We start from the raw sequence: 24,776 nt of genomic DNA on the forward strand, positions 1-24,776 counted from the left end.
CCGTCAAACGCAAGCTCAAGCAGATCCAGTACCGCCCACACCTGATCGACGGCTGCCTCGCCGGCACAGACCTGATCATGGACGGCTGACCGACATCACGAATTCAAGTTCAGTATCACGAGTTCAACCTCAGTGATTTCCGAGACAACCGCAGCTGGTTACGCATTTTCACATATGCCAGAGCCGTACACCCCGGAGCCGACCTGGAAACGATTATCCCGAAGCCAGCCCGCACCCCGCAGCGAAATGCGCAACGGAGTCCTCCACCAGTTCAAACACCTCGCTGTCCACCGAGAATGCCGCACCGAACTCCACGACGCCCTCACCTCCCTGGCCTGCAGCCTCATCCGCTGGAGACGCCTCCAGAAGCGTCGATCATGATCGCGTCACGAGCTCCAGAGGATGCGACATCGCTGCATGGATAGTAAACTTGCCTTATGTCTGAGTTGGAGGAAACGCTGGCAGCGTGGACCCAGGAACTTGCTGACAGACGCCTCGGAGAACGGGATCTCCACACGATCAAGCGAAGCGTCATCGACTCGTATGCGGGAATTTGCGCATCAATGGCCGATCGAGAACTTCTGGGCGAGTTTCGAAATCTGGTAACGGGTCCCGGAGCGGGGTCGGGCAGCCCCGTCTGGGGCGTTGGGCGCGAATCAAATATCACGGACGCGGTCTTCTTGAACTCCATCCTGGCGCGCCGCAGCGATCTACTTAATACGTACGTATCACCTCACGGAATGGGCGCGGTACACCCCTCGGACAATGTGGCACTGGCCTTGACTTTGGCTGACTGGCTAAACTGGAACGGAAGACAGTTCCTGGAGTCAGTGAATATCTTCTTTCACCTGGCCGCGAAGTTCGCCGACTACTACGACCCTGAGGGGGATGGGTTTGATCATGATGCCGCCTCGATCTTTTGGACAGCACTTTCAATCGGGCAGTCTCTCGGCCTTTCCGAGACCCATCTGGTCGAAGCTCAGCGGATCGCCGGCGGCTTCGGGTTCACCAGTAATCAGGCAGCCGTCGGAAATGTGACTGACTGGAAACACTGTACTTACGCATCCGGCGCCATGAGGGGCCTGCAGGCCGCCAAACTGGCGCGGGCCGGATTCACGGGACCGCGCCGCATCTATCAGGGGGAGTACGGCGCTGACCGCTTCTTCAGGCACTGCGAGACGTCGCTCGATATCGAGCCCGATCTCACGAGTATCATCTTCAAGAGGTGGCCGGCACTGTTCTTTTGCCAGACTCCGATCGACGTCGCGCAAGAATTGTCCTCAAGGATCGATCGGGTCGAGGATATTCTCACGGTCGCGGTCCAAAGCTACGGCCTTGCGATGCGGAACGGCCTGACGGCTTCGGCTTTCAACCCGACCAGCCGGGCGGCTCGTACGCATTCGCTGCCCTATTCTGTGGCTACGGCGCTTCTCAAGCCTGTCGAGTACAGCGACTTTGATGCCAAGCGCGCGGGAGACCCGCAGATTCGCTACCTGCTGGAGAAGATCGAGGTTACGGAGGATTCGACCCTAACGCAGAAGTACCCTTCGTCGACGCCGTGCCGAATCGCTGTGACACTCCGTTCCGGAGATGTCCTGCGGCACGAGCGCGACTTCTCCCGCGGTGACCCGCGCGACCCACTGTCTGATGACGATGTATCAGGGAAACTGATACAGAACCTCGCACCACTAGCGGATTCAGCAGACCACACTAGAATCCTGGCCAGCCTATGGAATCTAGAGAGGCTCGATGACCTTACAGAGCTGCTGAAGCCCCTGAAACGGGACCTGACGGTAACGGAGGTGGGAAATGATTAGCGCTAGCCAATTTGAAGACTACGCGGAAGAATTTAGCGCGGCAACCGACAAGTCGGATGTGTTCGATCGCTATTATTCACCTGATGCTACATTCGACCATCCCTACAAGGGGATTTTCCATGGGAAGGCGGAGATAGTTGGTTTCTGGAATTCGGGAGAAGGGGCAGGGCATGCTGGCGTCTTGGAGACCTTGCAGCTGAAGAATTTTATTACATCTGACGACAGAATAGCCGCAGAGTTCGAAATCGAGTGGCGCTGCACAGAGGATACGATCTACCTTGGACCGCGCAAGAAGGGTGAGGTCTTTCGGGGGAGATGTGCGGCCTTTTATTGGTGTGTGAATGGCAAGTTCAGTCACGTCACCGTCTATCTCAATCTTATTGACAAGGCTGATTCAAAGTCTGAGTGATCACGTCGCGTCGCAGGTCAGGTCAGGGCTTGGTCGAGTTCCGGGGTCGGGCGGTTGGTCGGGCCGTGACCGGTTGGGGTGCATAGCAGAACAGGCACGGGCTTCGTGATCATTGGGGTGTCGAAGCTCAACGATCATGGGGTGCCCCGTGCCTGCCGCTGCGCGCCAGTTCCGAGGGGCCGCCAAGGAGGGTTAGCAGCGTCACAGTGCGGTTGACCTGCATGTTTCCGCCCACCAGTACCGGGGGTGCGCAAGAGGGTTAGCAACAGCAAAGCTGGATCCTGTGCCCACCTGCGCTCAGCACACCTCACCTCGCGTGCGCAGGGGTCGAGCCGCCCGTGGACGGCGCCGTGGATCGGCTCCGGCAGCTGCACGGCGGAACATCCGTGACCCGCGTCCCACCAGGCCAGTGCCCCGAGGCCACTGGCAGGGCGTCCCCCGGTGCTTCCTCCGGCCGGGGAACTACCCTGGTCGGGTGACTGGTACTCCTGACTCCTCCGACACCCGTCCCGGTGACGGCCTGGTCCGCGCCGGCGGCATCGTCTTCGTCATCGGCGCCCTGGCCACCCTGGCCACCGTGGCGCCGCTGTTCCTGGCCACCGAACCGTTCCCCCCGGTCGCCTACGCCGTCTGCATGCTGATGGGCGTCGGCTTCGTGATCGCCGCAGCCGGCGTGCTGCGCTCGATCGCCGCCCAGCGCCGGGAGGCCCGGGCCGGCCAGGGCTGAGACCCGGCCTCATTCGCCGCCGCGCGCGTACGCCTCCAGCCACGCCGGCAGAGCGGTGAGATCCTCCAGCAGGACGTCCGCTCCCGCCTCGCGCAGCTCCGCCGCGTCACAGGGGCCGGTGGGAACCGCCACCGACAGGGCTCCGGCCGCCCGGGCTCCCCGCACGTCACCCACGTGGTCACCCACGTACACCGACGCACCGTGCTCGCGCAGCGCCGATGCCTTGGCCTCGGCCCACAGCCACCCGATGGTCCGGTCCGGCTTGATGCCGAGGTGCTCCAGGTGAAGCACGGCGTTCGGCTCGTGCTTGGCCGTCACCACGATCGCGGTGCCCCCCAGCGCGCGGACCGCCCCGATCGCCTCCCGGGCCCCCGGCATCGCCGGGGTGGGCTCGATCGCGAGCTGCGGGTAGAGGGCCCGGTAGCGGTCGCCCATCTCCGCGATCAGCTCCGGCGGGAACCAGTAGGCGAGTTCCTCGTCCAACGGTGGGCCGAGTCGGGTGATCGCCAACTCGGCATCGATGAAGGTGCCGGTCTCGGCTGACAGCGCTTCCCAGGCCGCCTTGATACCGGGGCGCGAGTCGATCAACGTCATATCCAGGTCGAAGCCGACGGTGAAAGGTCGCACGGCGGTACCCAAGGTGTCCATGGCCGCCATTGTGCCGATCCCGACCGCCCTCCGGGAAACGCTGGCCACCCGGCTCCTTGCCGGTGGGTTAAATCGACGGGACCGCCCCGGCCGCTCAGCGACGGCGGGCCCGCCACACCAGGTGGGCCGCGGAGGCAAGGGCGGCAAGCGGAACCAGCACCGGCCACAGCTCGCCGAAGGCCGCAGCCACGCCCCCGGTCGCCAACGGCTCCCCCCAACGCCCCTCGGCCCGCCCCCACAGCCACACCGCGGCGCCGAGGAGGACCACACCGGGCAGGCCCAGGGCCACCCACTTGCGTTCCGCGGGCGACAGGGTGCGGGAGCCGTACGCCATCAGCCAGCCGAGGGCCAGCAGCAGCAGGGACCGGGTCAGCGCGCCGACCACCAGCACCGCGGCGGCGAGCAGCAACAACACGTGCGGGCGCGGGCGCACAGCAGCGGGCGCTTCCTCCTCCACCGCCTCGTCCTCGGACTTCGCCGCGGCCCCGCGCCGCCGAAGCCGTGCCAGCACCCCGGAAGCGGACGGCGGCAGGCCCTCGTCTGGCTTCGACACGGCGGCCGACGGCTCCGAGTCGGCCTCCTCCGGCGGTCTCCAGGGCCCGGATCGCCGCGAACGCCCCAGCAGTTCGGGGTCCTCGATGCCGCCCACGAACCCGCCGATGTCGTCACCCGCGCCGAAGGGCGTGAACGAGGGCGCCGGCCCCATCCGCCACCAGTCGGGTTCGACACGTCCCGAACCGAGTTCGTCCTCACCGGCCAGATGCGGCGGTGTCGGCGCGGGACGGGACGGCGCTACGTCCACGGCCGGCACCTCCAGGTCCGACGGCACGGCCTGATCCGGGGGCCGGGCCTGCGCCGACCGGTCGGCGCCACCGGTCACGCCCTTGCGCCAGCGGCGCCGGTCCCGTTGGATCGGCACCACCACCGCGTCTCCCTGCGAACCCGACGTCCCGGGCCCCGACGGTCCGCCGCTCGCCGCGCTCCCCAGGACCGCCTCCGGCGTCCCCAACCGGTTGAGGATGCGCTGTACGGCCGCAGGCGTATCGGTGGCGTACCGAGCCCGTTGGCGGTCGATCTCCTCGCGCAGTTCGGCCACCAGCCGCATCCGGTCTGAGGAAGGCAGCTGACTGCGCTGCGCCAGATCCCCCACCCGGCTCAGATAGTCGAAGACCAGTCGATCGCTCTCGATGCCCACCCGCATCCCCTCCCGTGGCGCCGCCTGAAACGACGTTAGCGGCTGCGGCCGGGCCACCGCTCGCCGCGCCGCGCCGCCACCGCACCGGCCGCGGGCATCCGCTCATGCACGGGCGGCGGCTTGCCATCCCGATCGCCGGGTCGGGCACGGCGGGGCTCGGGCCGCTGACCGGCAGCGGCTACCGTGGGACGGATGGGGACCGGTCAACGCGGCCAGGAGGCGCACGTGCCCGACGGAAACAGCCCGCACCACGATGACGCCGTCGCGCCGACGGCAACCGCGCCGCGCTCCCTCGCGGAGACGCTGCGGGCCCGCGACGACGCCGCGCTCGCCGCCCTGTTGCGCAGCCGTCCCGACCTGCTCTCACCCGTCCCGGGCGACCTGACCCAGCTGGCGACCCGGGCCGGCACGCGTGCCTCGGTGGCCCGGGCGCTCGAACACCTCGACCGTTTCACCCTCCAGGTGGCCGAAACCCTCGCTGTCGCGCCCGACCCCTGTCCCTACGCCACCTTGCTGACGCTGATGACCGGCGACGAAGGCCCGCAGGAGCCACCCGCCGGCCAGTCAGGCACGACCGACGGCCCGGCCCGGCGCATCGCCGGAGCCCTCCCGGGGGCCGTGACGAGACTGCGCACGCAGGCACTCGTCTGGGGCGGCGAGGACCAGTTGCGCCTGGTACGCACCGCCCGGGAAGTCCTCACCCCGTCCGCCACCCACGCCTCACCGACGGGCCTCGGCCCGACCGTGGCCGAGGCCACCTCCGGGATGTCACCGGGCCGCATCCAGGAGATCGTCGCCGCCGCCGGTCTACCGGCCACCCACGACCCGGCCTCCGCGGTCACCGCCCTGACCGCGCTGTTCACCGACCGGGAACGGATGTCGGCCCTACTGGACCAGGCGCCCGCGGAAGCCCACCTGGTGCTGGGACGTCTGGTGTGGGGGCCGCCCTACGGCGAAGTGACCGCTAACCCGACGCCACCCGTGCGCTGGCTCCGCGACCGCGGCCTGCTGCTGCCCGCCTCGGCGCGCACCGTCGTCCTCCCCCGCGAGGTGGCGCTGCACCTGCGGGGCGGCAGGGCCCACCGGACGCCCGAGCCGGTGGCCCCCGAGGTGGGGGCCGCCCACACCCACCGTCCTCAGCTCGTGGACGCCAACGCCGCAGGCCAGGCCCTGGCCGCCCTGTCCACCATCGAGGACCTCCTGAAATCCTGGGACCCCGGCGGCCCGCAGGTCCTGAGGGCCGGGGGGCTGAGCGTGCGCGACCTGAAGAGGACCGCCACCGCCCTGGAGGTCTCCGAGCACGTCGCCGCCTTCTGGCTGGAACTCGCCTACGGTGCCGGACTGCTGGCCTCCGACGGCGAAGCCGACGAACGGTACGCCCCGACCCCGGTCTACGACGACTGGCTGGCGCTACCCGTCCACCTGCGCTGGGCCGCACTCGCCCGCGCCTGGCTGCCTGCGACCCGGACGCCGGGCGTGGTCGGCGGTCAGGACGCCAAGGGCCGGGCGCTCTCCGCGCTCGGCCCCGGACTGGACCGGTCCGCCGCCCCCGAAGTGCGCCACCGCGTCCTCGACCTGCTCGCAGCGCTCCCGCCGGGCGCCGCCGCCGAGCCTGAGGCGCTGCTGGCCCGCCTGGCCTGGGAACGCCCTGCCCGCAGCACCAGCGAGCTGCGTGCCCGGATCGCCCGGTGGACGCTGACCGAGGCCGAGCTGCTCGGCATCACCGGACGCGGGGCGCTGTCCGGTCACGGCCGAGCCCTGCTCAGCGCTCAGGCAGGACCACACCTGCCCGAGTCCGCCGAGCAGCCTCCTGCGCCGCAGACCACCGCGGCGTCCGCGCGGGCCGAGCGGGCCGCCGCCCTGCTCGCCCCGCTGCTGCCCGAGCCCGTCGACCACGTCCTGCTCCAGGCCGATCTCACCGCCGTGGCGCCGGGGCCGCTCGCCCGGCCCCTCACCGAGGTGCTCGCCGTGCTGGCCGATGTGGAGTCCAAGGGCGGGGCGACCGTCTACCGCTTCACGCCGGCCTCGGTACGCCGGGCCCTGGACACCGGGCGGACCGCCGCCGAACTTCGGGTCTTCCTCGCCGAGCACAGCCGTACCCCGCTGCCGCAACCCCTCGGGTACCTCATCGACGACGTGGCACGACGGCACGGGCACCTACGCGTGGGCTCCGCATCGGCGTACGTCCGCTGCGACGATGACGCGCTGCTCGGTGAGATCCTCGCCGACCGTCGGTCCCAGAGCCTGGGCCTACGGCGGCTGGCTCCGACCGTGCTGGCCTCGCAAGCCGAACCCGCCGCACTCCTCGAAGGCCTGCGGGCCCTGGGCTATGCCCCGGCCGCCGAATCGGCCACCGGTGACGTGTTGGTGGCCCGCGCGGCTTCCCGCCGGACTCCGCCCCGCTCGGCACCCGCACCGGTCCCGGACGGGCCGCCGGTACCCGACGGGACCCTGCTCGGGGCGGCTGTCCACGCCATCCGGGCCGGGGACAAGGCCGCGACCGCGGTGCGCAAGGACACCGCACCGGCGCCAGCGCCCCCCGGCGCCCTGCCGCGCACCACAGCCGCGGAGACCCTCGCCACGGTGCAGGCCGCAGCACTGACCGGCTCGGCCGTGTGGATCGGCTACGTCAACGCCGAAGGCTCCGCCAGTCAGCGGGTGATCGCGCCGGTGCGGGTGGAGGGCGGCTTCGTCACCGGCTACGACCACACCTCCGACGAGGTCCGCACCTACCCGCTGCACCGCATCACGGGTGTGGCCGAACTCGCCGACGACCAGGTCTGACCGGGGCGGGCTCAGGCCGCCCCGGCCCGCGGCGCGGGCTTGAGCACCGCGAACGGGGCACCGAAGGGGTCGGCGAGCCACGCCATCCGCCCCACGTCCGCCAGGTCCGTGGCCGGCACCAGTACCTCTCCACCCGCCGCCTCGGCCAGGGCCACCGACGCATCGGTCTCCGCCACCGCGAAGTAGGGGATCCAGCGCGGGTCCATCTCCTCCTGGAGCGGACCCGACGTGATCGGGGCGATTCCGCCGAAGCTGGCCTGCTGCTGGTCCCCTTCCGCGGTGGACAGGACGGTGTACGTCATGCCGGGCACCGGCATCTCTTCGGACCGCCAGCCGAACAGCTCGCGGTAGAAGGCGAGAGCCCGGGCGGTATCGCGCACGTGCAGTTCGGCCCACAGCAGGGTGTTGTCCTCGGAGGCGACCTCCAGCCCCTTCATCGAAGCCGGCTGCCAGACGGCGAATTCGGCGCCACCGGGGTCGGTGAGGCAGGCCATCCGCCCGGCGTCCATCACATCGAACGGCTGGACCCGGACCGTGCCGCCGTGCTCGGAGGTGGCGACGGTCGTGGCGTCGGCGTCCGGCGTGTGGAAGTAGACCGTCCAGGCCGAGGTGGCGCCCTCCTCGGTGAGCTTGCCGATGGCCCCGGTGGTCCTGCCGTCCTGTTTGAGAAGTCCGTAGCCTTCGGCATCAGGGCCCATCTCCTGGAAGTCCCAGCCGAAGACCACCTTGTAGAAGTCCGCCGCGCGCTGCGGGTCGGGGCTGCCAAGGTCGATCCAGTTGGGCGATCCGGTCACGAAGTCGGTGCCGAGCATGGGGGTCACCTGTCTCTCCGACGTACGGAATGTGGGGATTCATACCAGGCTAAGGGCTGTTCGTCACAGGTGGTGGATCAGCACGCCACCGCGAGTTCGGCACTCCGCCGGGGCGCCTGCCACGCTTCCCGGCGGGCTGGGGCGGCCGGGAAGCGGTCGACCTCACGGGCCCCGCCGTCGGGCCCCGCGCCTTGCGGTCCGGCCGGATGGCTTCCGCCAGTGCGCCGACGCTCAAGTCCCTGGCCTGGTGGAACGCCTCGTACACGGACCGCTGTCGCCCCGGCGAGGTAAACTCTCCTGTTTCGCGTGAAAGTCGTACGTAGATTGCAGCGCGCATTCCCGGCGCGCCGGCCGAGTCGCCTTGAGGCGTCTGGCACGGGGTGGAGCCCGAGCCATGGCGGCTGCGCCGTCTGTCACGGGACGATCCGATCCTATTTCCGGAGGTACGTGTGTCCTGCCTGATCGTCCAGAGCGATAAGACGCTCCTCCTTGAGGTGGACCACGAGCTCGCCGACGCCTGCCGCCGAGCCATCGCACCGTTCGCCGAGCTGGAACGGGCCCCCGAGCACATCCACACCTACCGGCTCACCCCGCTGGGACTGTGGAACGCACGGGCGGCCGGGCACGATGCCGAGCAGGTCGTGGACGCACTCGTCGAGTACTCCCGCTACCCGGTGCCGCACGCGCTCCTCGTCGACGTCGCCGAGACCATGGCCCGCTACGGCCGGCTGACCCTGTCCAAGCACCCCGTGCACGGGCTGGTGCTGACCTGCACCGACCGCCCGGTGCTGGAAGAGATCCTGCGCTCCAAGCGGATCGCACCGCTGGTGGGGGCCCGTATCGATGCGGACACCGTGGCCGTGCACCCCTCCGAGCGCGGACAGATCAAGCAGACGTTGCTCAAGCTGGGCTGGCCGGCGGAGGACCTCGCCGGGTACGTGGACGGCGAGGCTCACGCCATCGACCTGGACGAGAACGGCTGGGCGCTGCGCCCCTACCAGCGGCAGGCGGTGGAAGGTTTCTGGCACGGCGGCTCCGGAGTGGTCGTCTTGCCCTGCGGCGCGGGCAAGACCCTCGTCGGAGCGGGCGCGATGGCCAAGGCGAAGGCGACCACGCTGATCTTGGTGACCAACACCGTCTCCGCCCGGCAGTGGAAGCACGAGTTGGTGCGGCGCACGACCCTGACCGAGGAGGAGATCGGCGAGTACAGCGGCACCCGCAAGGAGATCCGCCCGGTCACCATCGCCACCTACCAGGTGCTGACCACCAAGCGGAAGGGCGTCTACCCGCACCTGGAACTCTTCGACTCCCGGGACTGGGGCCTGATCCTCTACGACGAGGTCCACCTGCTGCCGGCCCCCGTCTTCAAGTTCACGGCCGACCTGCAGGCGCGGCGGCGCCTGGGGCTGACGGCCACCTTGGTGCGAGAGGACGGCCGCGAGTCGGACGTGTTCTCGCTGATCGGCCCGAAGCGGTTCGACGCGCCGTGGAAGGAGATCGAGGCGCAGGGCTACATCGCCCCGGCCGACTGCGTGGAGGTCCGGGTGAACCTCACGGACAGCGAGCGGTTGGCCTACGCCACGGCGGAGACGGAGGAGAAGTACCGCTTCTGCGCCACCACCGCCACGAAACGGAAGGTCACCGAGGCTCTGGTGCGCAAGCACCGTGGCGAGCAGACCCTGGTGATCGGCCAGTACATCGACCAGCTCGACGAACTCGGTGAGCATCTGGACGCTCCGGTCATCAAGGGCGAGACCTCCAACGCGCAGCGGGAGAAGCTCTTCGACGCCTTCCGGGAGGGCGAGATCAGCGTGTTGGTGGTGTCGAAGGTCGCGAACTTCTCCATCGACCTGCCGGAGGCGACCGTGGCGATCCAGGTCTCCGGGACCTTCGGCTCCCGGCAGGAGGAGGCCCAGCGGTTGGGGCGGGTCCTGCGGCCGAAGGCCGACGGCCACGAGGCTCGGTTCTACTCGGTGGTGGCGCGGGACACCATCGACCAGGACTTCGCCGCGCACCGGCAGCGGTTCCTCGCCGAGCAGGGCTACGCCTATCGGATCGTGGACTCCGACGACCTGGTGGCGGGCGAACTCTCCGCCGGGGAGCTCGGCGAGGACCCGGCGGGGGATGTGGCCGAGGGCTGAGCCGGTGCCGTGACCGAGGGTCTGCGCGTGGGTACGGCGCCGGTGCAGCGGCGGGTCAGCGCTGGACCACGCCCGCGTCCTTGGCGTATTCGCCGAGGACGGCCACGCTGAAGGCGGCGCTGAGGAAGACCTTGGCCAGGCGCAGCGCATCGCCCGGACGGTAACGCCGCATGGTGGTGGTGAGGGCGGTGGCGCCGCTCGCGCGGCCACCCGGTACCGGGGTGAAGGTTGCGGTAGTCATGACTCCATGGTGGGCCGGCGAGCCCGCGATTCCATCGGCCCACAGGGGGAGCTCTCAGAGGGCGCGGGTCCTCCCGGGGACCCACCCCCGCCCCTCCTCAGGTCCGCGCTGTGTCGCACACCCACCGTCGCGCAACCCTGGTGGCACCCCCGAGAAGGCGCCCCTGACCTGTGAGGACGCTCGACCGGAACCCTGAAGGGGTGACCGGGCCGGCACGGGGCGGCAAGCGCCCCCCGACGGCTCCCGTTGTGGCCCCGGGCCTTGGTGGGGCCCGGGGCTCCGGCGCCGGTGGGCCGCCGCCCCCGGGCTTCTTCGGGGCCGGTGAGGGGTCGCGGATAACCCGTTCGCCCCAGTGCGGCGAGATGACTACAATTCCCGCTCTTGCCGCCTCCCTCCCCGGCCCCGCCGGTGACCACCCGTGGGGAGTGCCGCCGCCCGGACGGAAACCGGTCGGCGACCCCTTTTCCCATGCCCGTGAAGTCCACCGAAGAGCCGGAGGCATCGTCGTGCCCGCGCCCGTCCCCGATACCAAGGAACAGCATCCGCAGGAGGACCCCCTCTGCCGTGAGCGCGCTCACCTGGGCGCCTCACGCTCCGCCTTGCGCGCGATGCGCGAGCAGGTCGAGTCCCTCGACATCCGGGACGTCACCGCGAACTGGGTGAACTCCCTGGTCCTGACCGCCCAGATCGAGGACCGCATCAAGGCCCTCGCCGACCTTTCCCACACCCCGCTGTTCTTCGGTCGTCTGGACTACCGGCACGCGCCGGGCAGCGAGCTCGCCGAGGGAGCGCGGGGCGAGCAGTTCTACATCGGCCGCCGGCACGTGCACGACGCGGACGGGGACCCGATGGTGATCGACTGGCGGGCCCCGGTGTCCCAGCCGTTCTACCGGGCTTCGAAGAAGGATCCGCAGGACGTGGCGCTGCGTCGGCGCTTCGGCTACACGGGCGGTGAACTCACCGCGTACGAGGACGAGCACTTGTCGGATCCCGCGGAGGTGGATTCGGTCAGCCGCCTGCTGCAACAGGAGATCGAACGACCCAGGGTCGGGCCGATGCGCGACATCGTCGCGACCATTCAGCCGGAACAGGACGAGATCGTCCGTAGCGGACTGGGTGGGACAGTGTGCGTACAGGGCGGTCCCGGCACCGGGAAGACCGCCGTTGGCCTGCACCGGGTCGCCTATCTGCTCTATGCGCACCGCGAGCGGTTGGCGCGTACCGGCACCTTGGTGATCGGGCCGAACCGGTCCTTCCTCCAGTACATCGAGCAGGTGCTGCCCGCCCTCGGCGAGTTGGAGGTGCGGCAGTCGACGGTCGACGATCTGGTGGCGCACGTCGAGGTGCGGGGCGCGGACTCGGCCGGGGCAGCCGTGCTCAAGGGGGATGCCCGGCTGGCCGAGGTGTTGCGGCGCGCGGTGCGCGCGCACGTGAGCATGCCCACCGAGGCCCTGGTGGTGGTCCGTGGGTCTCGCCGCTGGCGGGTGCCCGCTCACGAGCTGGCCGAGATCGTGCGGGAACTACTGGACCGGGACATCCGCTACGGCGCGGCACGCGAGGCCCTGCCACAGCGGATCGCGCACACCGTGCTGGTGCGCATGGAGCAGGCCGGTGAGGCGCCGGACGACCGCGTGCAGGACGCGGTGGCGCGCAACCCCGCGGTGAAGGCGGCGGTCAAGGAGATCTGGCCGCCGGTGGATCCGGTGAAATTGGTGCTGCGGCTGCTCTCGGACGCGGAGTTCCTCTCGGCGCACGCGGACGGTCTGCTGAGCGTGGAGGAGCAGAACGTCCTGCGGTGGGAGCGGCCACCGCGCGGAGTGCGTTCGGCCAGGTGGTCTGCGGCGGATGCGGTACTCATCGACGAGGCCGCTGACCTGGTGGAACGCACGCACTCGCTGGGCCACGTGGTGCTCGACGAGGCCCAGGACCTCTCCCCGATGCAGTACCGCGCAGTGGGTCGCCGGTGCAGTACCGGGTCGGCGACGGTGCTGGGGGACCTGGCCCAGGGCACGACTGCTTGGGCTACTCGTAGTTGGGCGGAGGCCCTGTGCCACCTGGGCAAGTCGGATGCGGTGGTGGAGGAGCTCACGGCAGGCTTCCGGGTGCCTCGCGAGGTGATCGCCTACGCCTCCCGGTTGTTGCCGTCGATCTCCCCGGGCCTGGCTGCGGTCTCCTCGGTCCGGGAGGCCGCGGGTTCGCTCGTGGTCCGTGCGGTGGATTCACCCGACGAGCTGGCGCAGGCCGTGGTGGGGGCTTGTCTTCAGGCCCTGGAACACGAGGGGTCCATCGGGCTGATCGCGGCGGATGCGCGGATCGCGGTCCTCGCGCCGGTATTGGCGGCGGCTGGGCTGTCCTGTCTGTCTCCGGGTGAGGAGACCACGGCCGAGGCCCGCCTCACGCTGGTGCCGGCCTCGTTGGCGAAGGGCCTGGAGTACGACTACGTGGTGCTGGAAGAGCCCGCCGCCGTGGTGGCCGGGGAGCCCGACGAGCGGACCGGCCTGCGCAGGCTCTACGTCTGTCTCACCCGTGCGGTGTCCGGCCTGAGCGTGGTGCACGCGGCTCCGCTGCCCGACGCGCTCGGCGGGTGACCGGTCGTCCCCGCCAGCCCGGACGGGCGCGGCGGGGACGAGGGGCGTCAGTCGGAGTGCCGTTGCCGGGGCGTCGTTGGCGCCGCTCAGTCCAGGGCGGCCCGCCAGCGGGCGACCGCGGCGGCGTCGACCGGGTGGTCCCATCCGTCGGGCCGTGCGGCGCCGCCGATGTGGAAGGCGTCGATTCCGATGGCGCGCAGGGCCGGCAGGTGGTCCAGGCGGAGGCCGCCGCCCACGAGGATGCGGGCCTGGTAGCCGGGCTCCGTGGCGCGTGCGGCTTCCGCGGTCAGTACCGGCAGGCCCTGGTCGACCCCGGCGGCGGAGCCAGCGGTGAGGTAGGTGTCCAGGCCGGGCAGGTCGGCGAGTTGTTTGCGCAGGGTGTCGCGGTCGGCGGAGCGGTCGATGGCCCGGTGGAAGGTCCATTGGCAGCCGTCCAGCTCGCTGATGAGCCGTTCGATGGCGTCGAGGTCCGGGGTGCCGTGGGGGGTCAGGAATCCGAGGACGAACTCCTGTGCTCCGGCGGCGCGCAGGGCGCGGGTGCGGGCGGCGAGGGCCTCCACGGCGGCCTCACCACCGGACTCGAAGCCGTCGGTGGCTCTGAGCATGACGCGCAGCGGGATGTCGACGGCGGCGCGGATCGCCGCGAAGGTCTCCACGGGTGGGGTGAGCCCGTCCGCGGCCATGTCGGTCACCAGCTCCAGGCGGTCCGCACCCCCGGCCTGGGCCGCGATCGCGTCCTCGACGTTGAGGGCGATCACCTCCAGGACTGCACGGTTGCTCATGAGACCTCGTTCCTTCACAAGTAGGTCGGCGTGCGTCGGCGTGACGTCGACAGAACAAGAATAGGTCTAGTCCAATATTCAGAGTACGCGCCGACACAGCGACACCACCAGCACAATGACCACATGGCCACGGACACCACATCCCAAGAAGCCCGGCTATACGCCCACTGGGCGGCAACCGTCAGCACCGCCCGTGGCGGCCCAGGTCCGGACCCGACGCCGTACGCCCAACGCCTGCTGGCCGCCTGGGCGGAACCACAACGCCGCTACCACACCACCGAACACCTGATCGCCGTCCTCGACCACCTGGACGCCCTCGCCCCGCACGCGCAGGACCCCTCCGCAGTGGCACTCGCCGCCTGGTTCCACGACGCCGTCTACCGACCCGACCGCTCGGAGAACGAGGAGCGCAGCGCCGCCCTCGCCGAGCGGGCCCTACCCGAACTCGGCGTACCTTCCGCCCGCACCGCGGAGGTGGCCCGACTGGTGCGGCTCACCCTTACCCACGACCCCGCCCCCGGGGACAGCAACGGGGAGGCGCTGTGCGACGCCGACCTGGCGGTACTCGCCGGTACCCCGGCGCAGTACGCGGCCTACGCCACCGCCGTCCGACAGGAATACGCCTTCGTCCCGGCCGAGACGTTCCAGACGGGACGGGCCGCCGTATTGAGGCAGTTGCTCGACCTTCCGCGGCTCTTCCGAACGCCCTACGGCGCCACCCACTGGGAAGAGCCGGCCCGGCGCAACCTCGGGGAAGAACTCGCCACCCTCTGAGCCCGCCCGCCGTGCCCTGGCGCGCCGCCCGCGCGCCTCGCCACCGCCCGGCGCAGGCACCGGCCCCTCAGGCCCGGTGCACGCGGACCGACCGGACACCACGGCCCTTGGGCCGGCGCAGGCCGGCCGCGGTGAGCCGGCGGAGCAGCTCCTTGCTCCCGACCTGCACCGCGCCGGCCGCCACCGCGTCCGCGTACCGTACCGACGGCAGGTCGTAGTGATCCCCGTCGAAGGCCCGGGCCGGGCAGCCGATGGAGGCGGCGAACACGTGGAGCTCCTCGAAGGACACGTCGCTGACCAGGTGCGACCACATCCGGCCATGCCCCGGCCAGGTCGGCGGGTCGATGTAGAGCGTCACTCGCCGATCACCCCGCCGAGCGCGCCGACGGACGCCACCGTCCACCCGCCTTCTGACACACCCAGTGCGGATCGGGACCCAGCTCAGGCTCGACGTCCAGGGCGTGCGGATCACCCCCGGCGCACACCGGGCACAGCGGCCAGCGGCCGTACTTGTCCAACAGCGCGTCCTGGACGTCCTGGGCCACCAGCCCGGCCACGTAGGCGGTGCCCTCCGGCCACTGCTCGGCCCACCAGCGTCGGTGCACCACGGAGTCCTCGACCAGCGACACCACGTCCGCGTCGGAGACGTCGCCGGCGACGAGATCGGCGAGCACTCGGGCGCGGGCGGCGTGGAGCGCCTGCTCAAGACCGGAGGGGGCACCCGAGGGCGCGGGAGTCGGGAAGTCCATGCAGCCATTCTGACCCGCTGGGGCCGATGTGGCGAAGGCCCGTTCGGGCTGCGGAAGGTCTGCCGGGATCCAGGCCCCGGGCGCGCGAAGATACCTCAGGCGGCACGCGGTGCGGCGCCCCGCGGCCCGGGCCCCGGCAGGAGCGGCGCTCGGGGTGGGCGGCTGCCGCGCCACCCAGCGCCGCCACCCCGGCCCCGACCCTTCCTGGAGCCCCATGTACGCCGAACTCCGCTCCCAACTCGCCGGTCTCACCACCGAGGCCCACCGCCCCGAACTCCGCGAGATCGATCGCCAACCGACGCTCGACATCGTCCGGGCCATGAACGCCGAGGACACTGCGGTGCCGACCGCCGTGGCCGCCCGCCTTCCGCAGATCGCCGCCGCCATCGACGCGCTGGCCGAACGGATGGCCCGCGGCGGACGGCTGGTCTACGCGGGTGCGGGTACCGCCGGTCGGATGGGGGTGTTGGACGCCAGCGAGTGCCCGCCCACCTTCAACACCGACCCCGGGCAGGTCCTCGGGCTGATCGCGGGCGGACCATCGGCCATGGTCAAAGCGGTAGAGGGCGCCGAGGACTCGGCCGAACACGCCGCGGCCGACCTGGCCGACCTCGGTGTCGGCCCGCTCGACACGGTCGTCGGGATCTCCGCCTCGGGCCGCACCCCGTACGCCATCGGGGCCGTCCGAGCGGCCCGCGAACGCGGCGCGCTGACCATCGGCCTGTCCTGTAACGCCGGTTCCGTGCTGGCTGCGTCCGCGGAGCACGGCATCGAGATCGTCGTGGGGCCCGAGTTCCTGACCGGCTCCACCCGGCTGAAGGCGGGCACCGCCCAAAAACTCGTCCTCAACATGCTCACGACGGTCACGATGATCCGCCTCGGCAAGACCTACGGGAACCTGATGGTCGACCTCCGGGCGTCCAACGAGAAACTGCACGCCCGTTCCCGCCGCATCCTCTCCCTCGCCACCGGCGCCCGGGACGAGGAGATCGAGGCCGCGTTGACCGCCACCGGCGGGGAGGTCAAGCCCGCCGTCCTGATGCTGCTCGGCCGGGTCGACGCCGCCGGCGCGGTCCGCCTGCTCGACGGAGCGGGAGGGCACCTGCGCGAGGCCCTCGACCTCGCCCGCCGTTCTTGACCGCACCACGGCGCACCCGACACCCCAGAGCCCCCCCGCTCTCCCCAGCCCACCCGGATCACCGAGGAGACGACGTCATGTCGAGCGACCAGCACCGCGCCACCGCCGCCGCGATCCTGCCCCTGGTCGGCGGCGCCGCGAACATCGCTTCCGTCGCCCACTGCATGACCCGGCTCCGGCTCGAACTACGCACCCGCGCCGCAGTGGACGACGCGGCACTACGCGCCCTGCCCGCCGTCCTGGGCGTGGTCGAGGACGGGGACAGCTACCAGATCGTGCTGGGGCCGGGCACCGTCGCCCGCGTCACGCCGGAGTTGGAGTCGCTGCTCGCCGAGCACCGCGCCCACGTCCCTGTGACGGCCGAGGAGTTGGCCGCCCGGGGCACGGCCCTTCGCCAGGAACGGGGAAAACGCAACGCCACCCCGGTCAAGGCGTTGCTGCGCCGCGTCGCGAACATCTTCCTGCCGCTGATCCCGGCCCTGATCGGCTGCGGGGTCATCGCCGGCCTGAGCGGGCTGCTCGGGAACCTCGGGTGGGCCCCCGGGGCACGGCCGGCCCTGGCCGTTCTGGCCGGCGGCTTCATGTCGCTGATCGCCGTGTTCGTCGGCTACAACACGGCCAAGGAGTTCGGTGGCACTCCGGTCCTGGGTGGTGCGGTGGCCGCCGTCATCGTCTTCCCGGGTGTCGCCGACATGACCGCCTTCGGGGCCGCGCTCTCCCCCGGCCAGGGCGGTGTGCTCGGCGCCCTGGCAGCGGCGTCACTCGCGGTGTACGTCGAAAAGACCTGCCGACGGCTCGTCCCCGCCGCGCTGGACGTCCTGCTCACGCCCACGTTGACGGTGCTGATCGCCGGATCTGCCACCTTGTTCGGGCTGATGTTCGTGGCCGGCGAGGTGTCGGCGGCCATCGGATCCTTCGCCGGTTGGCTGCTCGCCACCGGCGGGGCCGTAGCCGGGCTGGTGTTGGGCGGACTCTTCCTGCCGCTGGTCATGCTGGGCCTGCACCAGGCCCTTATCCCGATCCACACCACTTTGATCGAACAGCAGGGACACACCGTGCTGCTGCCCATCTTGGCCATGGCGGGCGCCGGCCAGGTGGGCGCTGCCGCGGCGGTCTACCTGAGGCTGCCGCACAACCCCTCGATCCGAGGGACGGTGCGGTCCGCACTGCCTCCGGGGCTGCTGGGCGTCGGCGAACCGCTCATCTACGGCGTCTCGCTCCCGCTGGGCCGTCCCTTCGTCACCGCCTGCTTCGGCGGCGCGGCCGGCGGCGCCTTCGTGGGCCTGCTCAACCAGCTCGGCCACCCGTTCGGCGCCACCGCCATCGGCCCCTCCGGCTGGGCCCTCTTCCCCCTGCTCGACGGCGGCAAGAGCCTGCCGACCACCCTGGTGGTGTACGCGGGTGGTCTGTTCACGGGCTACGCGGTGGGCTTCCTGGCGACCTACTTCTTCGGTTTCACCCGGCCGATGCTGGACGCCCTGAACGCGCCCGGCGCGCCTGCCCGTGCCCCTGAACCCGAGGCCGGCCGGGCTGCGGTCACTCCAAGCGCTTGATGAAGTACACGTCCTCGTGGCCTCCCGGAACCCCGGGCACCCGACCCGTCTCCAAGAACCCGTGCTTGGGGTAGAAGGACGGCGCCTGGAACGAATACGTCGAGACGATCATCCGGTCGCAGCCGCGCCGCCGGGCCTCCTCCTGCGCGGCGCTCAGCAGCCGGCTGCCCCAGCCCTGGCGGCGGTGGTCTTCGGAAACCCACAGCAGCTCGATCCCGCCGAGACCGCCCCAGGTCCAACCAGTCAGGCCGGCGATGGTCTCGCCGTCCGGCCCGGTGACGCGGACGGAGAACTCGGTCCGCTTCCGCCTGCCGGTCACCTCATCGTTGAACTCCGTCAGCTCACGGTCCAACAGGTGCTCAAGCGCCTCGTCGGCACCAGCGACCCTCAGCTCCGCCCCAGCGTTTTCGTTCATGCGCGGAGTCTGCCCCAGTTCGATCCCCACCCACCATCGGATATCCCCCCATGATGTGATCAACTGAGCGCCATGACCCGGAACCTGTACTTGTTCTGTGCAGCCGCCGAGCCCGTTTTCGACATCGCCAGCGTGGTGGAGGAAGCACAGGCCCGGGGCTGGGACGTCTGCCTCGGTCTCACACCGACCGCAGCCGACTGGCTGGAAGGCAGCATCGAGGGACTGGCCGCACTCACCGGGCGCCCGGTGCGCAGCACCTACAAGCGTCCACAGGACCCGGACGTCTGGCCTCCGGCCCACGCCCTGCTCTTCGCCCCGGCCACGTTCAACACCGTAAATGCCTGGGCACTGGGCCTCACCGACCGATTCACCCTGGGAGTGGCGGCCGAGGCGCTTGGCCAGGGCACGCCGACGGTGGCGGCCCCCTGCCTGAACGCCCAGCTGGCCCGGCACCCGCAGTTCGAGCAGAGCGTGACCACCTTGCGCGGCGCCGGAGTGAGCGTGCTGTACGGCGAGGACGGCTACGTGCCCGGCCAGTCCGCGCCATTCCCCTGGCGGCTCGCCCTGGACACCGTGGACGCCCTCGCCGGCGCCTGAGCGGAAGGCGGGCCCGCGGCCAACCCCTGGTCTGCGGCGGTCAGCTCGCGGCGGCCACCCCCACCGGTCGGGCGGCCGGACGGACGTGCGTGACCACCTCGGTGACGTTCATCCCCCCGCCCTTGCGGAACGGCTTGAGACGCTGGCGGTGCACCACATGGCGCGCCGACAGTTCGAAGGCCCGGAAGCGGGGCTCGTCGACCCAGTCCGTCAGTACCCAGTACACCCCCACCTCCTCGGTGTCACGCACCAGCGTCTGGCCGAGGTTCGCTGGCTCGTAAGCGATGGACTGGGCGATCTCCCCCCAGGTCTGCTCGAAGTCCCCGGCCATCTCCGGGAAGATCTCCATGCGCAGGATCACTCGGTGGGTCATCGGTATCTCCTTCGTGAGGGCGGTGGTTGTCTCCGCGGTGGACCGGGGCGCGCCCCGTCAGGCGCTCCAGTGCGGACCGCAGGGTGTTGCGAGGGAACTCGGTGGGCTCGGCACAGCGCCAGGCGACCACCCCGTCCGGGCGCACCAGGACGGCGCCCGAGGAGGTCACTCCGTAGAGCTCCGGCCACCGGTCGTCGAGGTCCTTCAGCTCCACCCCGACCCCGTACACGCCCAGCGGGACCCCCAGTTCCCGGCCCACCACGCGCGCCACGGAGGTCCAGGGCTCGTTGTCCGGCCCGGTCAGCAGCACCGGACGGTCACGGAAGAGGTCCAGGGCGGAGATCTCTCGGCCTTCGTGGAGCAGCCTCAGGTGGGGTGCCCGGCAGCCGGGGCGGGCGTCGTCCGTCCCGGACCAGACCGCGTGGTCGGGTACCGCCTCCTGCGCGGTGGTCACCGCCCCGGAGCGGTACCGCCAGGACAGCCACACCAGCGAGTCCTCGACGAGACCGGGGTCGGGTGGCTGCGCCGCCCCACCGACCAGCCGGACCCGGTCCCGGGAGCGCAGGACCGCCTGCTCCACGGTGGCTGCGCAGACCGGGCGGCGCTCCTCGTCGTAGGAGCCGAGCAGAGCGGCGTCCGCCCAGCCGTCGAGGACCGCCGCCATCTTCCAGGCCAGGTTGTGGGCGTCCTGGATGCCGGTACTGGAACCGAAACCGCCGCTGGGCGGCATGACGTGGGCGGCGTCGCCGACCAGGAAGGTCCGCGAGGTGCCGAAGCGCTCCGCGGTGCGCGCCGCCCCCTGCCAGGGGGACACGGAAACGATCTCGGGTCGTAGGGCGGGCACTCCGCTCGCGGCCCTGACCAGATCGGCGCACCGCTGCCCGGTGAAGGAGGCGACGGGTTCACGCGCCGGGTCGTAGGCGGTGTGCAGCAGCCACTCGTGGCCGTCGTCGAGCGGCAACAGCGCGCCCCGCACGCCCTCGTTGGCGGTATAGCACATCAGGAAGCGGCGCCCGGCGAGCTGTTCGGTGAGGTCCGCCCGGAAGTGGACGTTCAGGTAGTGGCCGAGGACCTCTCCCTCGAAGGGGATGCCAAGAGCCTCGCGGACCCCGCTGCGCGCGCCGTCCGCACCGATCAGGTACCGGGCCGCCACGGTGTGCTCCGTCCCGGTGGAACGGTCGCGCACCCTTGCCGTGACGCCGCCGACGTCCCTCCCGCGCGATTGTTCGAAGTGCAGGAGCTCGGTGTGGAAGCACAGCCCCGCGCCGAGGTGCTCGGCGCGGGCGCGCAGCACCTCCTCCAGCTCGCCCTGGTGGCACAGGGCCCAGCGGGTGGGTGAGCGAAGCCCGATATCGACACCCACGTCCATGACGTACTTCTCGTCCAGGGTGGCGAGTTGGGGGCCGGCCAGGGCACGGGCGGCGATCACACCGGAGTGCTCGGCGAGCAGCCGGGCGGAAGGAGTGGCCCGGACCTCCCGCTCCACGCCGGCGGACCGCATCAGCTCCATGGCCCGCGGGTTCACGCCACGGGCCCGCGGCCGTCCACTGAGTCCCGGCCGTCTCTCGACCAGCAGGCAGTCCACGCCCTGCTGGGCGAGGAACACAGCGGCGGACAGACCGGCGAGCCCGCCGCCGACGATCAGGACGTCGGCGGCGCGGAACGGGTCGCGGCTGGTCCTGGGCACCTTCCGATCCTCCCTACCGTGCCACGCGCTCACGGGGCTGGTGCTCCACGAGGACGGAGGCGTCCTTGTCGCCGTCGCCGGCCGCGAGCACCTCCTGGTAGCGCTCGCGGACCGCGCCGAGCACCGGCATCGCCGTGCCGTGCGAAGCCGCCGCTTCCATCGCCAACCGGATGTCCTTCTCCATCAGTTCGGAGCGGAAGGAGGCGGGTTGGTACGCGCCCTTGAGCATCAGCTCGGCGCGGAAGCGCATCACCAGGGAGCTGAAGCCGCTGCCCGCGATCACTGAGATCAACTGGTCGCGGTCGAGTCCCGCGGCAACCCCGTAGGACACCGATTCGGCCAGGGCGGCTACCTGGGCGCCGAGTTGGAGGTTGAGGATCAGCTTCATGGTGGCCGCGTTCCCGGGGGCACCGACATGGGTGACCTCGCTGCCGATGGCCTCCAGCACCGGCCGTGCCTCGTGAAGATCGGCCGGATCGCCCGAGACGAAGACGCGGAGCTCGCCCTTGCGTGCTTGCAGGGGGTTGCCCACCACGCAGGCCTCGACCCGGCGCAGACCCGCGGCGGCCAGCCGGCTCGCGGCCTCCCGGGCGTAGCCGGGGGACACCGTGGAGGTGTCGATGACGACGGTGCCCGGCGCCAGCACCGGAACCATCCGGCCGAAGAGGACCTCCTCGACGGCCTTCTCGTCGCTGAGGCTCAGCATCACGAGGTGGTGGCCCGCCGCCGCCCGCTCGGGGGCGTCGGCCAGATGGGCTCCGGCGTCCACGAGGGGGGTGGCCTTGCTCGCGGTCCGGTTGAAGACGGTGAGGCGGTGACCGGTGTCCAAGAGTCGGCGGGCCATGCCGCCGCCCATGTTGCCGAGGCCGACGAATGCCAACTGGGTCTTGCTCATGAGGACTTTCCTCTCCAGGGGTGCGGTGGGCCGCCGCGCGGGCGGGTACCGGGCGCCCGGGCCCAGGGCAGGCGCGGGCCCGGGGCGCCCTCAGTACGCGGCTTCGACCTCGTACACGGCGAAGGGCGAACTGGTGCGGGTGTCGCGGTAGGGGCGGAGCGGCGCGGTGTCCTGGCGGTGGTCCGCGCCCGCCTCCCACGTGCGGAAGGCGGCCAGCGACTCCCAGCGGCTGACCACGGCGAGGGCGGTCGGATCGTGGGGGGAGCGCAGCAGTTCGTTTCCGAGCATGCCCGGTACCGCCGCGAGCCGCTTGCTGACCAGGTGGTACGCCTCCCGCACGGCGGTCAGTTGCTCCTCGTCGTACGCCGCCTGGTGGACGAGGACGAGGACCTCACCGGACACCGGCCGCCGCCTTGCCCTCGATGGAGGTCACCACGTTCATGACGTGGAAGGCGCCACCCTTGCGGAACGGGTGCAAGGTGGCCCGGTGTTCGAGGTGCGCCGGGCTGGTCTCGAACTCCAGGAAGCGCTCCTCGTCCGTCCAGTCGCTGATGATCACGTAGATGCTGGACTCACCGGCCGTACGGGGGTCCTCGCGGGAGAGCGACTGGCCCAGATTCGCCGGATGCCCCGTGACCGCCTCGGTTCCAGCGCGCCAGGCCTCCTCGAAATCGGCCTCTCGGCCCGAGACGACCTCCATGCGCAGCATCACCCGGTACGCCATTACGAAATGCCCCCGTCCACGCCGATGGTGTTGCCGGTGACGTACCGGGACAGGTCGCTGGCGAGCCACAGGATGGCGCCGGCCACCTCGTCCGGGGTACCGAGCCGACCCAGTGCGGTCTTCGCCCCGTACCGCTGCGCCATCAGCTCCTGCTGGTCGGCGGGCATGGCGTGGAAGTTCTCGGTCTCGATGACGCCGAGCGCGACCACGTTGAAGCGGATGCCCTGCGGCCCGAACTCCTTGGCCAGCGACCGGCTCAGGCCGACCAGGGCCGCCTTGGTCGCGGTGTAGTGAGCGCGCAGCGGGATGCCCGCCTCTACGGCGCGGGAGCCGATGGAGACCACCGAGGAGCCCTCGCCGAGCAGCGGCAGCGCGTGCTGGATCACCAGGTGGGCGCCGGTGACGTTGGTGGCGAAGATCCGCTCGAACTCCTCGACGGGCAGCTCCTTGTAGGGGACGTGGCTGATGGTGCCGGCGTTGTTCACCAGCAGGTCCAGCTTCCCGTACAGTTCGCGAGCCCTTTCCAGCAGCGCGGCGATGTCCTGCGGCTGCGACAGGTCGGCGCGCAACACGTGGTGGTCGCCGCCGATCTCCTTGAGTTCCCGCTCCAGGGAGGCGACGTACTCGCTCTCGCGCTGGTAACAGGTGATGACGTCGACGCCAGCCTTGGCGAGGGCGAGGACGACGCCCCGGCCCACCCCGCGGGTACCGCCGGTGACCAGGGCCTTCTTGCCCCGGATGCCGAGATCCATGACGTTCTCCTCCGAATTGGGGTGTGCGTGGGTCAGAGCAGGAAGCCGAGCGCGGTGCAGTTCACCCCGAGCGCGGCGATGGTCAGCCAACTACGGCGCCTGTTCCAGGCACCCCAGCTGGGGCGGGGGTCCCTGGCCGCGAAGTCGGCCGGTAGGTTCTCCGGGTCGAGGGTGCGCATCCACCGGTTGACCGGGACGTTCTTGGTGACCGAGATGACCGCCGTGATGGCCGCCAGGAGTGCGCCAGCGGCGAAGAGGGCGCGCGCCCCGGTGCTCGCCGTGGTGATCGCGAGGACCGCGTCCAGCAGAAGGGTGCCGACCAGGCAGATGGGCATGGCCGGGTCGTAGCGCGTACCGAAGAACGCGTGAGCGCTGACGTAGCGGTCGTGGGGCAAGGTGGCCAGGTAGGGGAAGCCGCCGAGTTGGGTTCCGAAGAGCACCCCGGCGGCCAGCCCGTTCATCAGCAGGAGCAGCGGGGCCAGGTAGGTCAGCACGCCTGGCTCCCTCAGCGCACGAGGGCGCGGGCCTCGGCCTCGACCCGGTCCTTAATGAGCGCCATCTGGATCTTGGTGTTGCGGTTGAGGTGCTCCGTCATGGCGGCGTCCGTCGCCGGCGCCTGGGGCAGCATGTGGAAGTCCTGGACCCAGCGCATCCGGACTCCGCCGGTGGGCTCTTCGAGGTACTCCCAGTAGATCTTCATGTACTCGAACGGTCCGGTCTCCACGCGCTCGGCGCGCACGGTGCGGGCGACTGGGTCGCCGGTGCGGCGCGAGACCCAGCTCCAGACGTTGCCCTCCTCGTCGGGGTGCATCGTGAGGCGGAAGACGACGCTCTCGCCGCTCTGCTCGATGACCTCGGCCGAGGCGTACTCGCTGAACAGGTTGGGCCAGTTGGGGACGTCGTTGGTGAGGTCCCACACGAGGTCCATGGGGGCGTCGATGACGATCGAGTTGTCGGTGTGTCCAGCCACGGCTG

At 70.8% G+C, this 24,776-nt stretch carries 25 protein-coding genes and 1 pseudogene; 10 read left to right on the plus strand and 16 right to left on the minus strand.

From position 1 onward, the window contains the following. Positions 1-437: 437 nt before the first annotated feature. From ACFYMC_RS01435 to ACFYMC_RS01445, 3 genes are all read left to right on the plus strand, one after another. Positions 438-1,817 carry an MmgE/PrpD family protein gene (locus tag ACFYMC_RS01435; RefSeq protein WP_388517082.1) on the plus strand — a complete coding sequence of 460 codons (1,380 nt, stop codon included), beginning with the start codon at positions 438-440 and terminating at the stop codon, positions 1,815-1,817. Further along, entirely contained in the window at positions 1,810-2,226 is a 417-nt protein-coding gene (locus ACFYMC_RS01440) for a nuclear transport factor 2 family protein (RefSeq protein ID WP_388517085.1), read from the plus strand. Before ACFYMC_RS01435 ends, ACFYMC_RS01440 begins: the two co-directional genes overlap by 8 nt. A 475-nt stretch (positions 2,227-2,701) precedes the next feature. Then, positions 2,702-2,953, plus strand: a complete 252-nt coding sequence (locus tag ACFYMC_RS01445) for a hypothetical protein (protein ID WP_388517088.1) — start codon at positions 2,702-2,704, stop codon at positions 2,951-2,953. Between the two features lie 9 nt (positions 2,954-2,962). Here the strand turns inward: ACFYMC_RS01445 and ACFYMC_RS01450 are convergent, their stop codons facing one another. Together ACFYMC_RS01450 and ACFYMC_RS01455 are read right to left on the minus strand one after the other, a co-directional pair. Next, a complete protein-coding gene (locus ACFYMC_RS01450) occupies positions 2,963-3,610 on the minus strand; it encodes an HAD family hydrolase (protein WP_388517928.1) in 648 nt (215 codons plus the stop codon). An 85-nt stretch (positions 3,611-3,695) separates the two neighbouring features. Continuing rightward, a complete protein-coding gene (locus tag ACFYMC_RS01455; RefSeq protein ID WP_388517090.1) occupies positions 3,696-4,802 on the minus strand; it encodes an HAAS signaling domain-containing protein in 1,107 nt (368 codons plus the stop codon). 186 nt (positions 4,803-4,988) lie between these two features. Between ACFYMC_RS01455 and ACFYMC_RS01460 the strand changes: the two genes are divergently transcribed. After that, entirely contained in the window at positions 4,989-7,580 is a 2,592-nt protein-coding gene (locus ACFYMC_RS01460) for a helicase-associated domain-containing protein (protein ID WP_388517092.1), read from the plus strand. An 11-nt stretch (positions 7,581-7,591) separates the two neighbouring features. On the opposite strand, the gene ACFYMC_RS01465 is transcribed toward ACFYMC_RS01460, so the two are convergent. Continuing rightward, on the minus strand, positions 7,592-8,392 hold the full coding sequence (locus tag ACFYMC_RS01465) for a VOC family protein (RefSeq protein ID WP_388517095.1): 801 nt from the start codon (positions 8,390-8,392) through the stop codon (positions 7,592-7,594). 449 nt (positions 8,393-8,841) lie between these two features. Here ACFYMC_RS01465 and ACFYMC_RS01470 point away from each other — a divergent pair, with 449 nt between their 5' ends. Beyond that, a complete protein-coding gene (locus ACFYMC_RS01470; RefSeq protein ID WP_388517098.1) occupies positions 8,842-10,533 on the plus strand; it encodes a DNA repair helicase XPB in 1,692 nt (563 codons plus the stop codon). 55 nt (positions 10,534-10,588) lie between these two features. On the opposite strand, the gene ACFYMC_RS01475 is transcribed toward ACFYMC_RS01470, so the two are convergent. Further along, the gene (locus ACFYMC_RS01475; protein ID WP_388517101.1) at positions 10,589-10,774 is read right to left on the minus strand and encodes a hypothetical protein; all 186 of its coding nucleotides are present in this window, start codon (positions 10,772-10,774) and stop codon (positions 10,589-10,591) included. A gap of 608 nt (positions 10,775-11,382) precedes the next feature. Between ACFYMC_RS01475 and ACFYMC_RS01480 the strand changes: the two genes are divergently transcribed. Beyond that, positions 11,383-13,362: a HelD family protein gene (locus ACFYMC_RS01480; RefSeq protein ID WP_388517931.1), complete on the plus strand. Its 1,980-nt coding sequence runs from the start codon at positions 11,383-11,385 to the stop codon at positions 13,360-13,362. Positions 13,363-13,448: 86 nt separating this feature from the next. On the opposite strand, the gene ACFYMC_RS01485 is transcribed toward ACFYMC_RS01480, so the two are convergent. Continuing rightward, entirely contained in the window at positions 13,449-14,144 is a 696-nt protein-coding gene (locus tag ACFYMC_RS01485) for a copper homeostasis protein CutC (RefSeq protein ID WP_388517103.1), read from the minus strand. Between the two features lie 123 nt (positions 14,145-14,267). Between ACFYMC_RS01485 and ACFYMC_RS01490 the strand changes: the two genes are divergently transcribed. Then, positions 14,268-14,918, plus strand: coding sequence for a hypothetical protein (locus ACFYMC_RS01490; protein ID WP_388517106.1), 651 nt, complete (start codon positions 14,268-14,270; stop codon positions 14,916-14,918). A 67-nt stretch (positions 14,919-14,985) separates the two neighbouring features. Here ACFYMC_RS01490 and ACFYMC_RS01495 read toward each other — a convergent pair whose 3' ends face one another. Continuing rightward, positions 14,986-15,276, minus strand: coding sequence for a DUF4031 domain-containing protein (locus ACFYMC_RS01495; RefSeq protein WP_388517109.1), 291 nt, complete (start codon positions 15,274-15,276; stop codon positions 14,986-14,988). Next, positions 15,273-15,667 (minus strand): annotated as a pseudogene (locus ACFYMC_RS01500) (hypothetical protein). Before ACFYMC_RS01500 ends, ACFYMC_RS01495 begins: the two are co-directional and overlap by 4 nt. 214 nt (positions 15,668-15,881) lie before the next feature. Between ACFYMC_RS01500 and murQ the strand changes: the two are divergent. After that, positions 15,882-16,805: an N-acetylmuramic acid 6-phosphate etherase gene (gene murQ, locus ACFYMC_RS01505; protein ID WP_388517934.1), complete on the plus strand. Its 924-nt coding sequence runs from the start codon at positions 15,882-15,884 to the stop codon at positions 16,803-16,805. Positions 16,806-16,882: 77 nt separating this feature from the next. After that, positions 16,883-18,358: a PTS transporter subunit EIIC gene (locus ACFYMC_RS01510; RefSeq protein ID WP_388517112.1), complete on the plus strand. Its 1,476-nt coding sequence runs from the start codon at positions 16,883-16,885 to the stop codon at positions 18,356-18,358. Here the strand turns inward: ACFYMC_RS01510 and ACFYMC_RS01515 are convergent. Beyond that, entirely contained in the window at positions 18,342-18,773 is a 432-nt protein-coding gene (locus ACFYMC_RS01515; protein ID WP_388517115.1) for a GNAT family N-acetyltransferase, read from the minus strand. The genes ACFYMC_RS01510 and ACFYMC_RS01515 overlap by 17 nt on opposite strands. Before the next feature lie 72 nt (positions 18,774-18,845). Here ACFYMC_RS01515 and ACFYMC_RS01520 point away from each other — a divergent pair, with 72 nt between their 5' ends. Further along, positions 18,846-19,370, plus strand: a complete 525-nt coding sequence (locus ACFYMC_RS01520; RefSeq protein ID WP_388517118.1) for a flavoprotein — start codon at positions 18,846-18,848, stop codon at positions 19,368-19,370. Between the two features lie 40 nt (positions 19,371-19,410). Here the strand turns inward: ACFYMC_RS01520 and ACFYMC_RS01525 are convergent, their stop codons facing one another. From ACFYMC_RS01525 to ACFYMC_RS01560, 8 genes are all read right to left on the minus strand, one after another. Further along, a complete protein-coding gene (locus ACFYMC_RS01525; RefSeq protein WP_388517937.1) occupies positions 19,411-19,719 on the minus strand; it encodes an antibiotic biosynthesis monooxygenase family protein in 309 nt (102 codons plus the stop codon). Further along, positions 19,613-21,430, minus strand: a complete 1,818-nt coding sequence (locus ACFYMC_RS01530) for an FAD-dependent oxidoreductase (RefSeq protein WP_388517121.1) — start codon at positions 21,428-21,430, stop codon at positions 19,613-19,615. Before ACFYMC_RS01530 ends, ACFYMC_RS01525 begins: the two co-directional genes overlap by 107 nt. 13 nt (positions 21,431-21,443) lie before the next feature. Further along, complete coding sequence (locus tag ACFYMC_RS01535) at positions 21,444-22,325, minus strand: NAD(P)-dependent oxidoreductase (protein WP_388517124.1); 882 nt, start codon at positions 22,323-22,325, stop codon at positions 21,444-21,446. 90 nt (positions 22,326-22,415) lie between these two features. Continuing rightward, positions 22,416-22,727, minus strand: coding sequence for an antibiotic biosynthesis monooxygenase family protein (locus ACFYMC_RS01540; RefSeq protein WP_388517127.1), 312 nt, complete (start codon positions 22,725-22,727; stop codon positions 22,416-22,418). Continuing rightward, positions 22,717-23,049 carry an antibiotic biosynthesis monooxygenase family protein gene (locus ACFYMC_RS01545; RefSeq protein ID WP_388517129.1) on the minus strand — a complete coding sequence of 111 codons (333 nt, stop codon included), beginning with the start codon at positions 23,047-23,049 and terminating at the stop codon, positions 22,717-22,719. The genes ACFYMC_RS01540 and ACFYMC_RS01545 overlap by 11 nt, the downstream gene beginning before the upstream one ends. After that, positions 23,049-23,801 carry an SDR family NAD(P)-dependent oxidoreductase gene (locus tag ACFYMC_RS01550; RefSeq protein WP_388517132.1) on the minus strand — a complete coding sequence of 251 codons (753 nt, stop codon included), beginning with the start codon at positions 23,799-23,801 and terminating at the stop codon, positions 23,049-23,051. Before ACFYMC_RS01550 ends, ACFYMC_RS01545 begins: the two co-directional genes overlap by 1 nt. A 32-nt stretch (positions 23,802-23,833) precedes the next feature. Continuing rightward, entirely contained in the window at positions 23,834-24,295 is a 462-nt protein-coding gene (locus ACFYMC_RS01555) for an anthrone oxygenase family protein (RefSeq protein WP_388517135.1), read from the minus strand. An 11-nt stretch (positions 24,296-24,306) separates the two neighbouring features. Beyond that, positions 24,307-24,771, minus strand: coding sequence for an SRPBCC family protein (locus ACFYMC_RS01560; RefSeq protein ID WP_388517137.1), 465 nt, complete (start codon positions 24,769-24,771; stop codon positions 24,307-24,309). Positions 24,772-24,776: the final 5 nt, after the last annotated feature.

Origin of the sequence: Streptomyces sp. NPDC006879 (assembly GCF_042869595.1) — a bacterium.
In the GTDB taxonomy this organism is placed as follows: domain Bacteria; phylum Actinomycetota; class Actinomycetes; order Streptomycetales; family Streptomycetaceae; genus Streptomyces.

Bases quoted from the DNA above. Each gene is read 5' to 3' on its own strand.
- ACFYMC_RS01455 (WP_388517090.1), bottom strand. From the start codon at position 4,802: ATGCGGGTGGGCATCGAGAGCGATCGACTGGTCTTCGACTATCTGAGC.
- ACFYMC_RS01515 (WP_388517115.1), bottom strand. From the start codon at position 18,773: ATGAACGAAAACGCTGGGGCGGAGCTGAGGGTCGCTGGTGCCGACGAG.
- ACFYMC_RS01510 (WP_388517112.1), top strand. From the start codon at position 16,883: ATGTCGAGCGACCAGCACCGCGCCACCGCCGCCGCGATCCTGCCCCTG.
- ACFYMC_RS01545 (WP_388517129.1), bottom strand. From the start codon at position 23,049: ATGGCGTACCGGGTGATGCTGCGCATGGAGGTCGTCTCGGGCCGAGAG.
- ACFYMC_RS01440 (WP_388517085.1), top strand. From the start codon at position 1,810: ATGATTAGCGCTAGCCAATTTGAAGACTACGCGGAAGAATTTAGCGCG.
- ACFYMC_RS01485 (WP_388517103.1), bottom strand. From the start codon at position 14,144: ATGAGCAACCGTGCAGTCCTGGAGGTGATCGCCCTCAACGTCGAGGAC.
- ACFYMC_RS01450 (WP_388517928.1), bottom strand. From the start codon at position 3,610: ATGGCGGCCATGGACACCTTGGGTACCGCCGTGCGACCTTTCACCGTC.
- ACFYMC_RS01520 (WP_388517118.1), top strand. From the start codon at position 18,846: ATGACCCGGAACCTGTACTTGTTCTGTGCAGCCGCCGAGCCCGTTTTC.
- murQ (WP_388517934.1), top strand. From the start codon at position 15,882: ATGTACGCCGAACTCCGCTCCCAACTCGCCGGTCTCACCACCGAGGCC.
- ACFYMC_RS01525 (WP_388517937.1), bottom strand. From the start codon at position 19,719: ATGGAGATCTTCCCGGAGATGGCCGGGGACTTCGAGCAGACCTGGGGG.
- ACFYMC_RS01460 (WP_388517092.1), top strand. From the start codon at position 4,989: ATGGGGACCGGTCAACGCGGCCAGGAGGCGCACGTGCCCGACGGAAAC.
- ACFYMC_RS01475 (WP_388517101.1), bottom strand. From the start codon at position 10,774: ATGACTACCGCAACCTTCACCCCGGTACCGGGTGGCCGCGCGAGCGGC.
- ACFYMC_RS01465 (WP_388517095.1), bottom strand. From the start codon at position 8,392: ATGCTCGGCACCGACTTCGTGACCGGATCGCCCAACTGGATCGACCTT.
- ACFYMC_RS01550 (WP_388517132.1), bottom strand. From the start codon at position 23,801: ATGGATCTCGGCATCCGGGGCAAGAAGGCCCTGGTCACCGGCGGTACC.
- ACFYMC_RS01480 (WP_388517931.1), top strand. From the start codon at position 11,383: ATGCGCGAGCAGGTCGAGTCCCTCGACATCCGGGACGTCACCGCGAAC.
- ACFYMC_RS01535 (WP_388517124.1), bottom strand. From the start codon at position 22,325: ATGAGCAAGACCCAGTTGGCATTCGTCGGCCTCGGCAACATGGGCGGC.
- ACFYMC_RS01435 (WP_388517082.1), top strand. From the start codon at position 438: ATGTCTGAGTTGGAGGAAACGCTGGCAGCGTGGACCCAGGAACTTGCT.
- ACFYMC_RS01490 (WP_388517106.1), top strand. From the start codon at position 14,268: ATGGCCACGGACACCACATCCCAAGAAGCCCGGCTATACGCCCACTGG.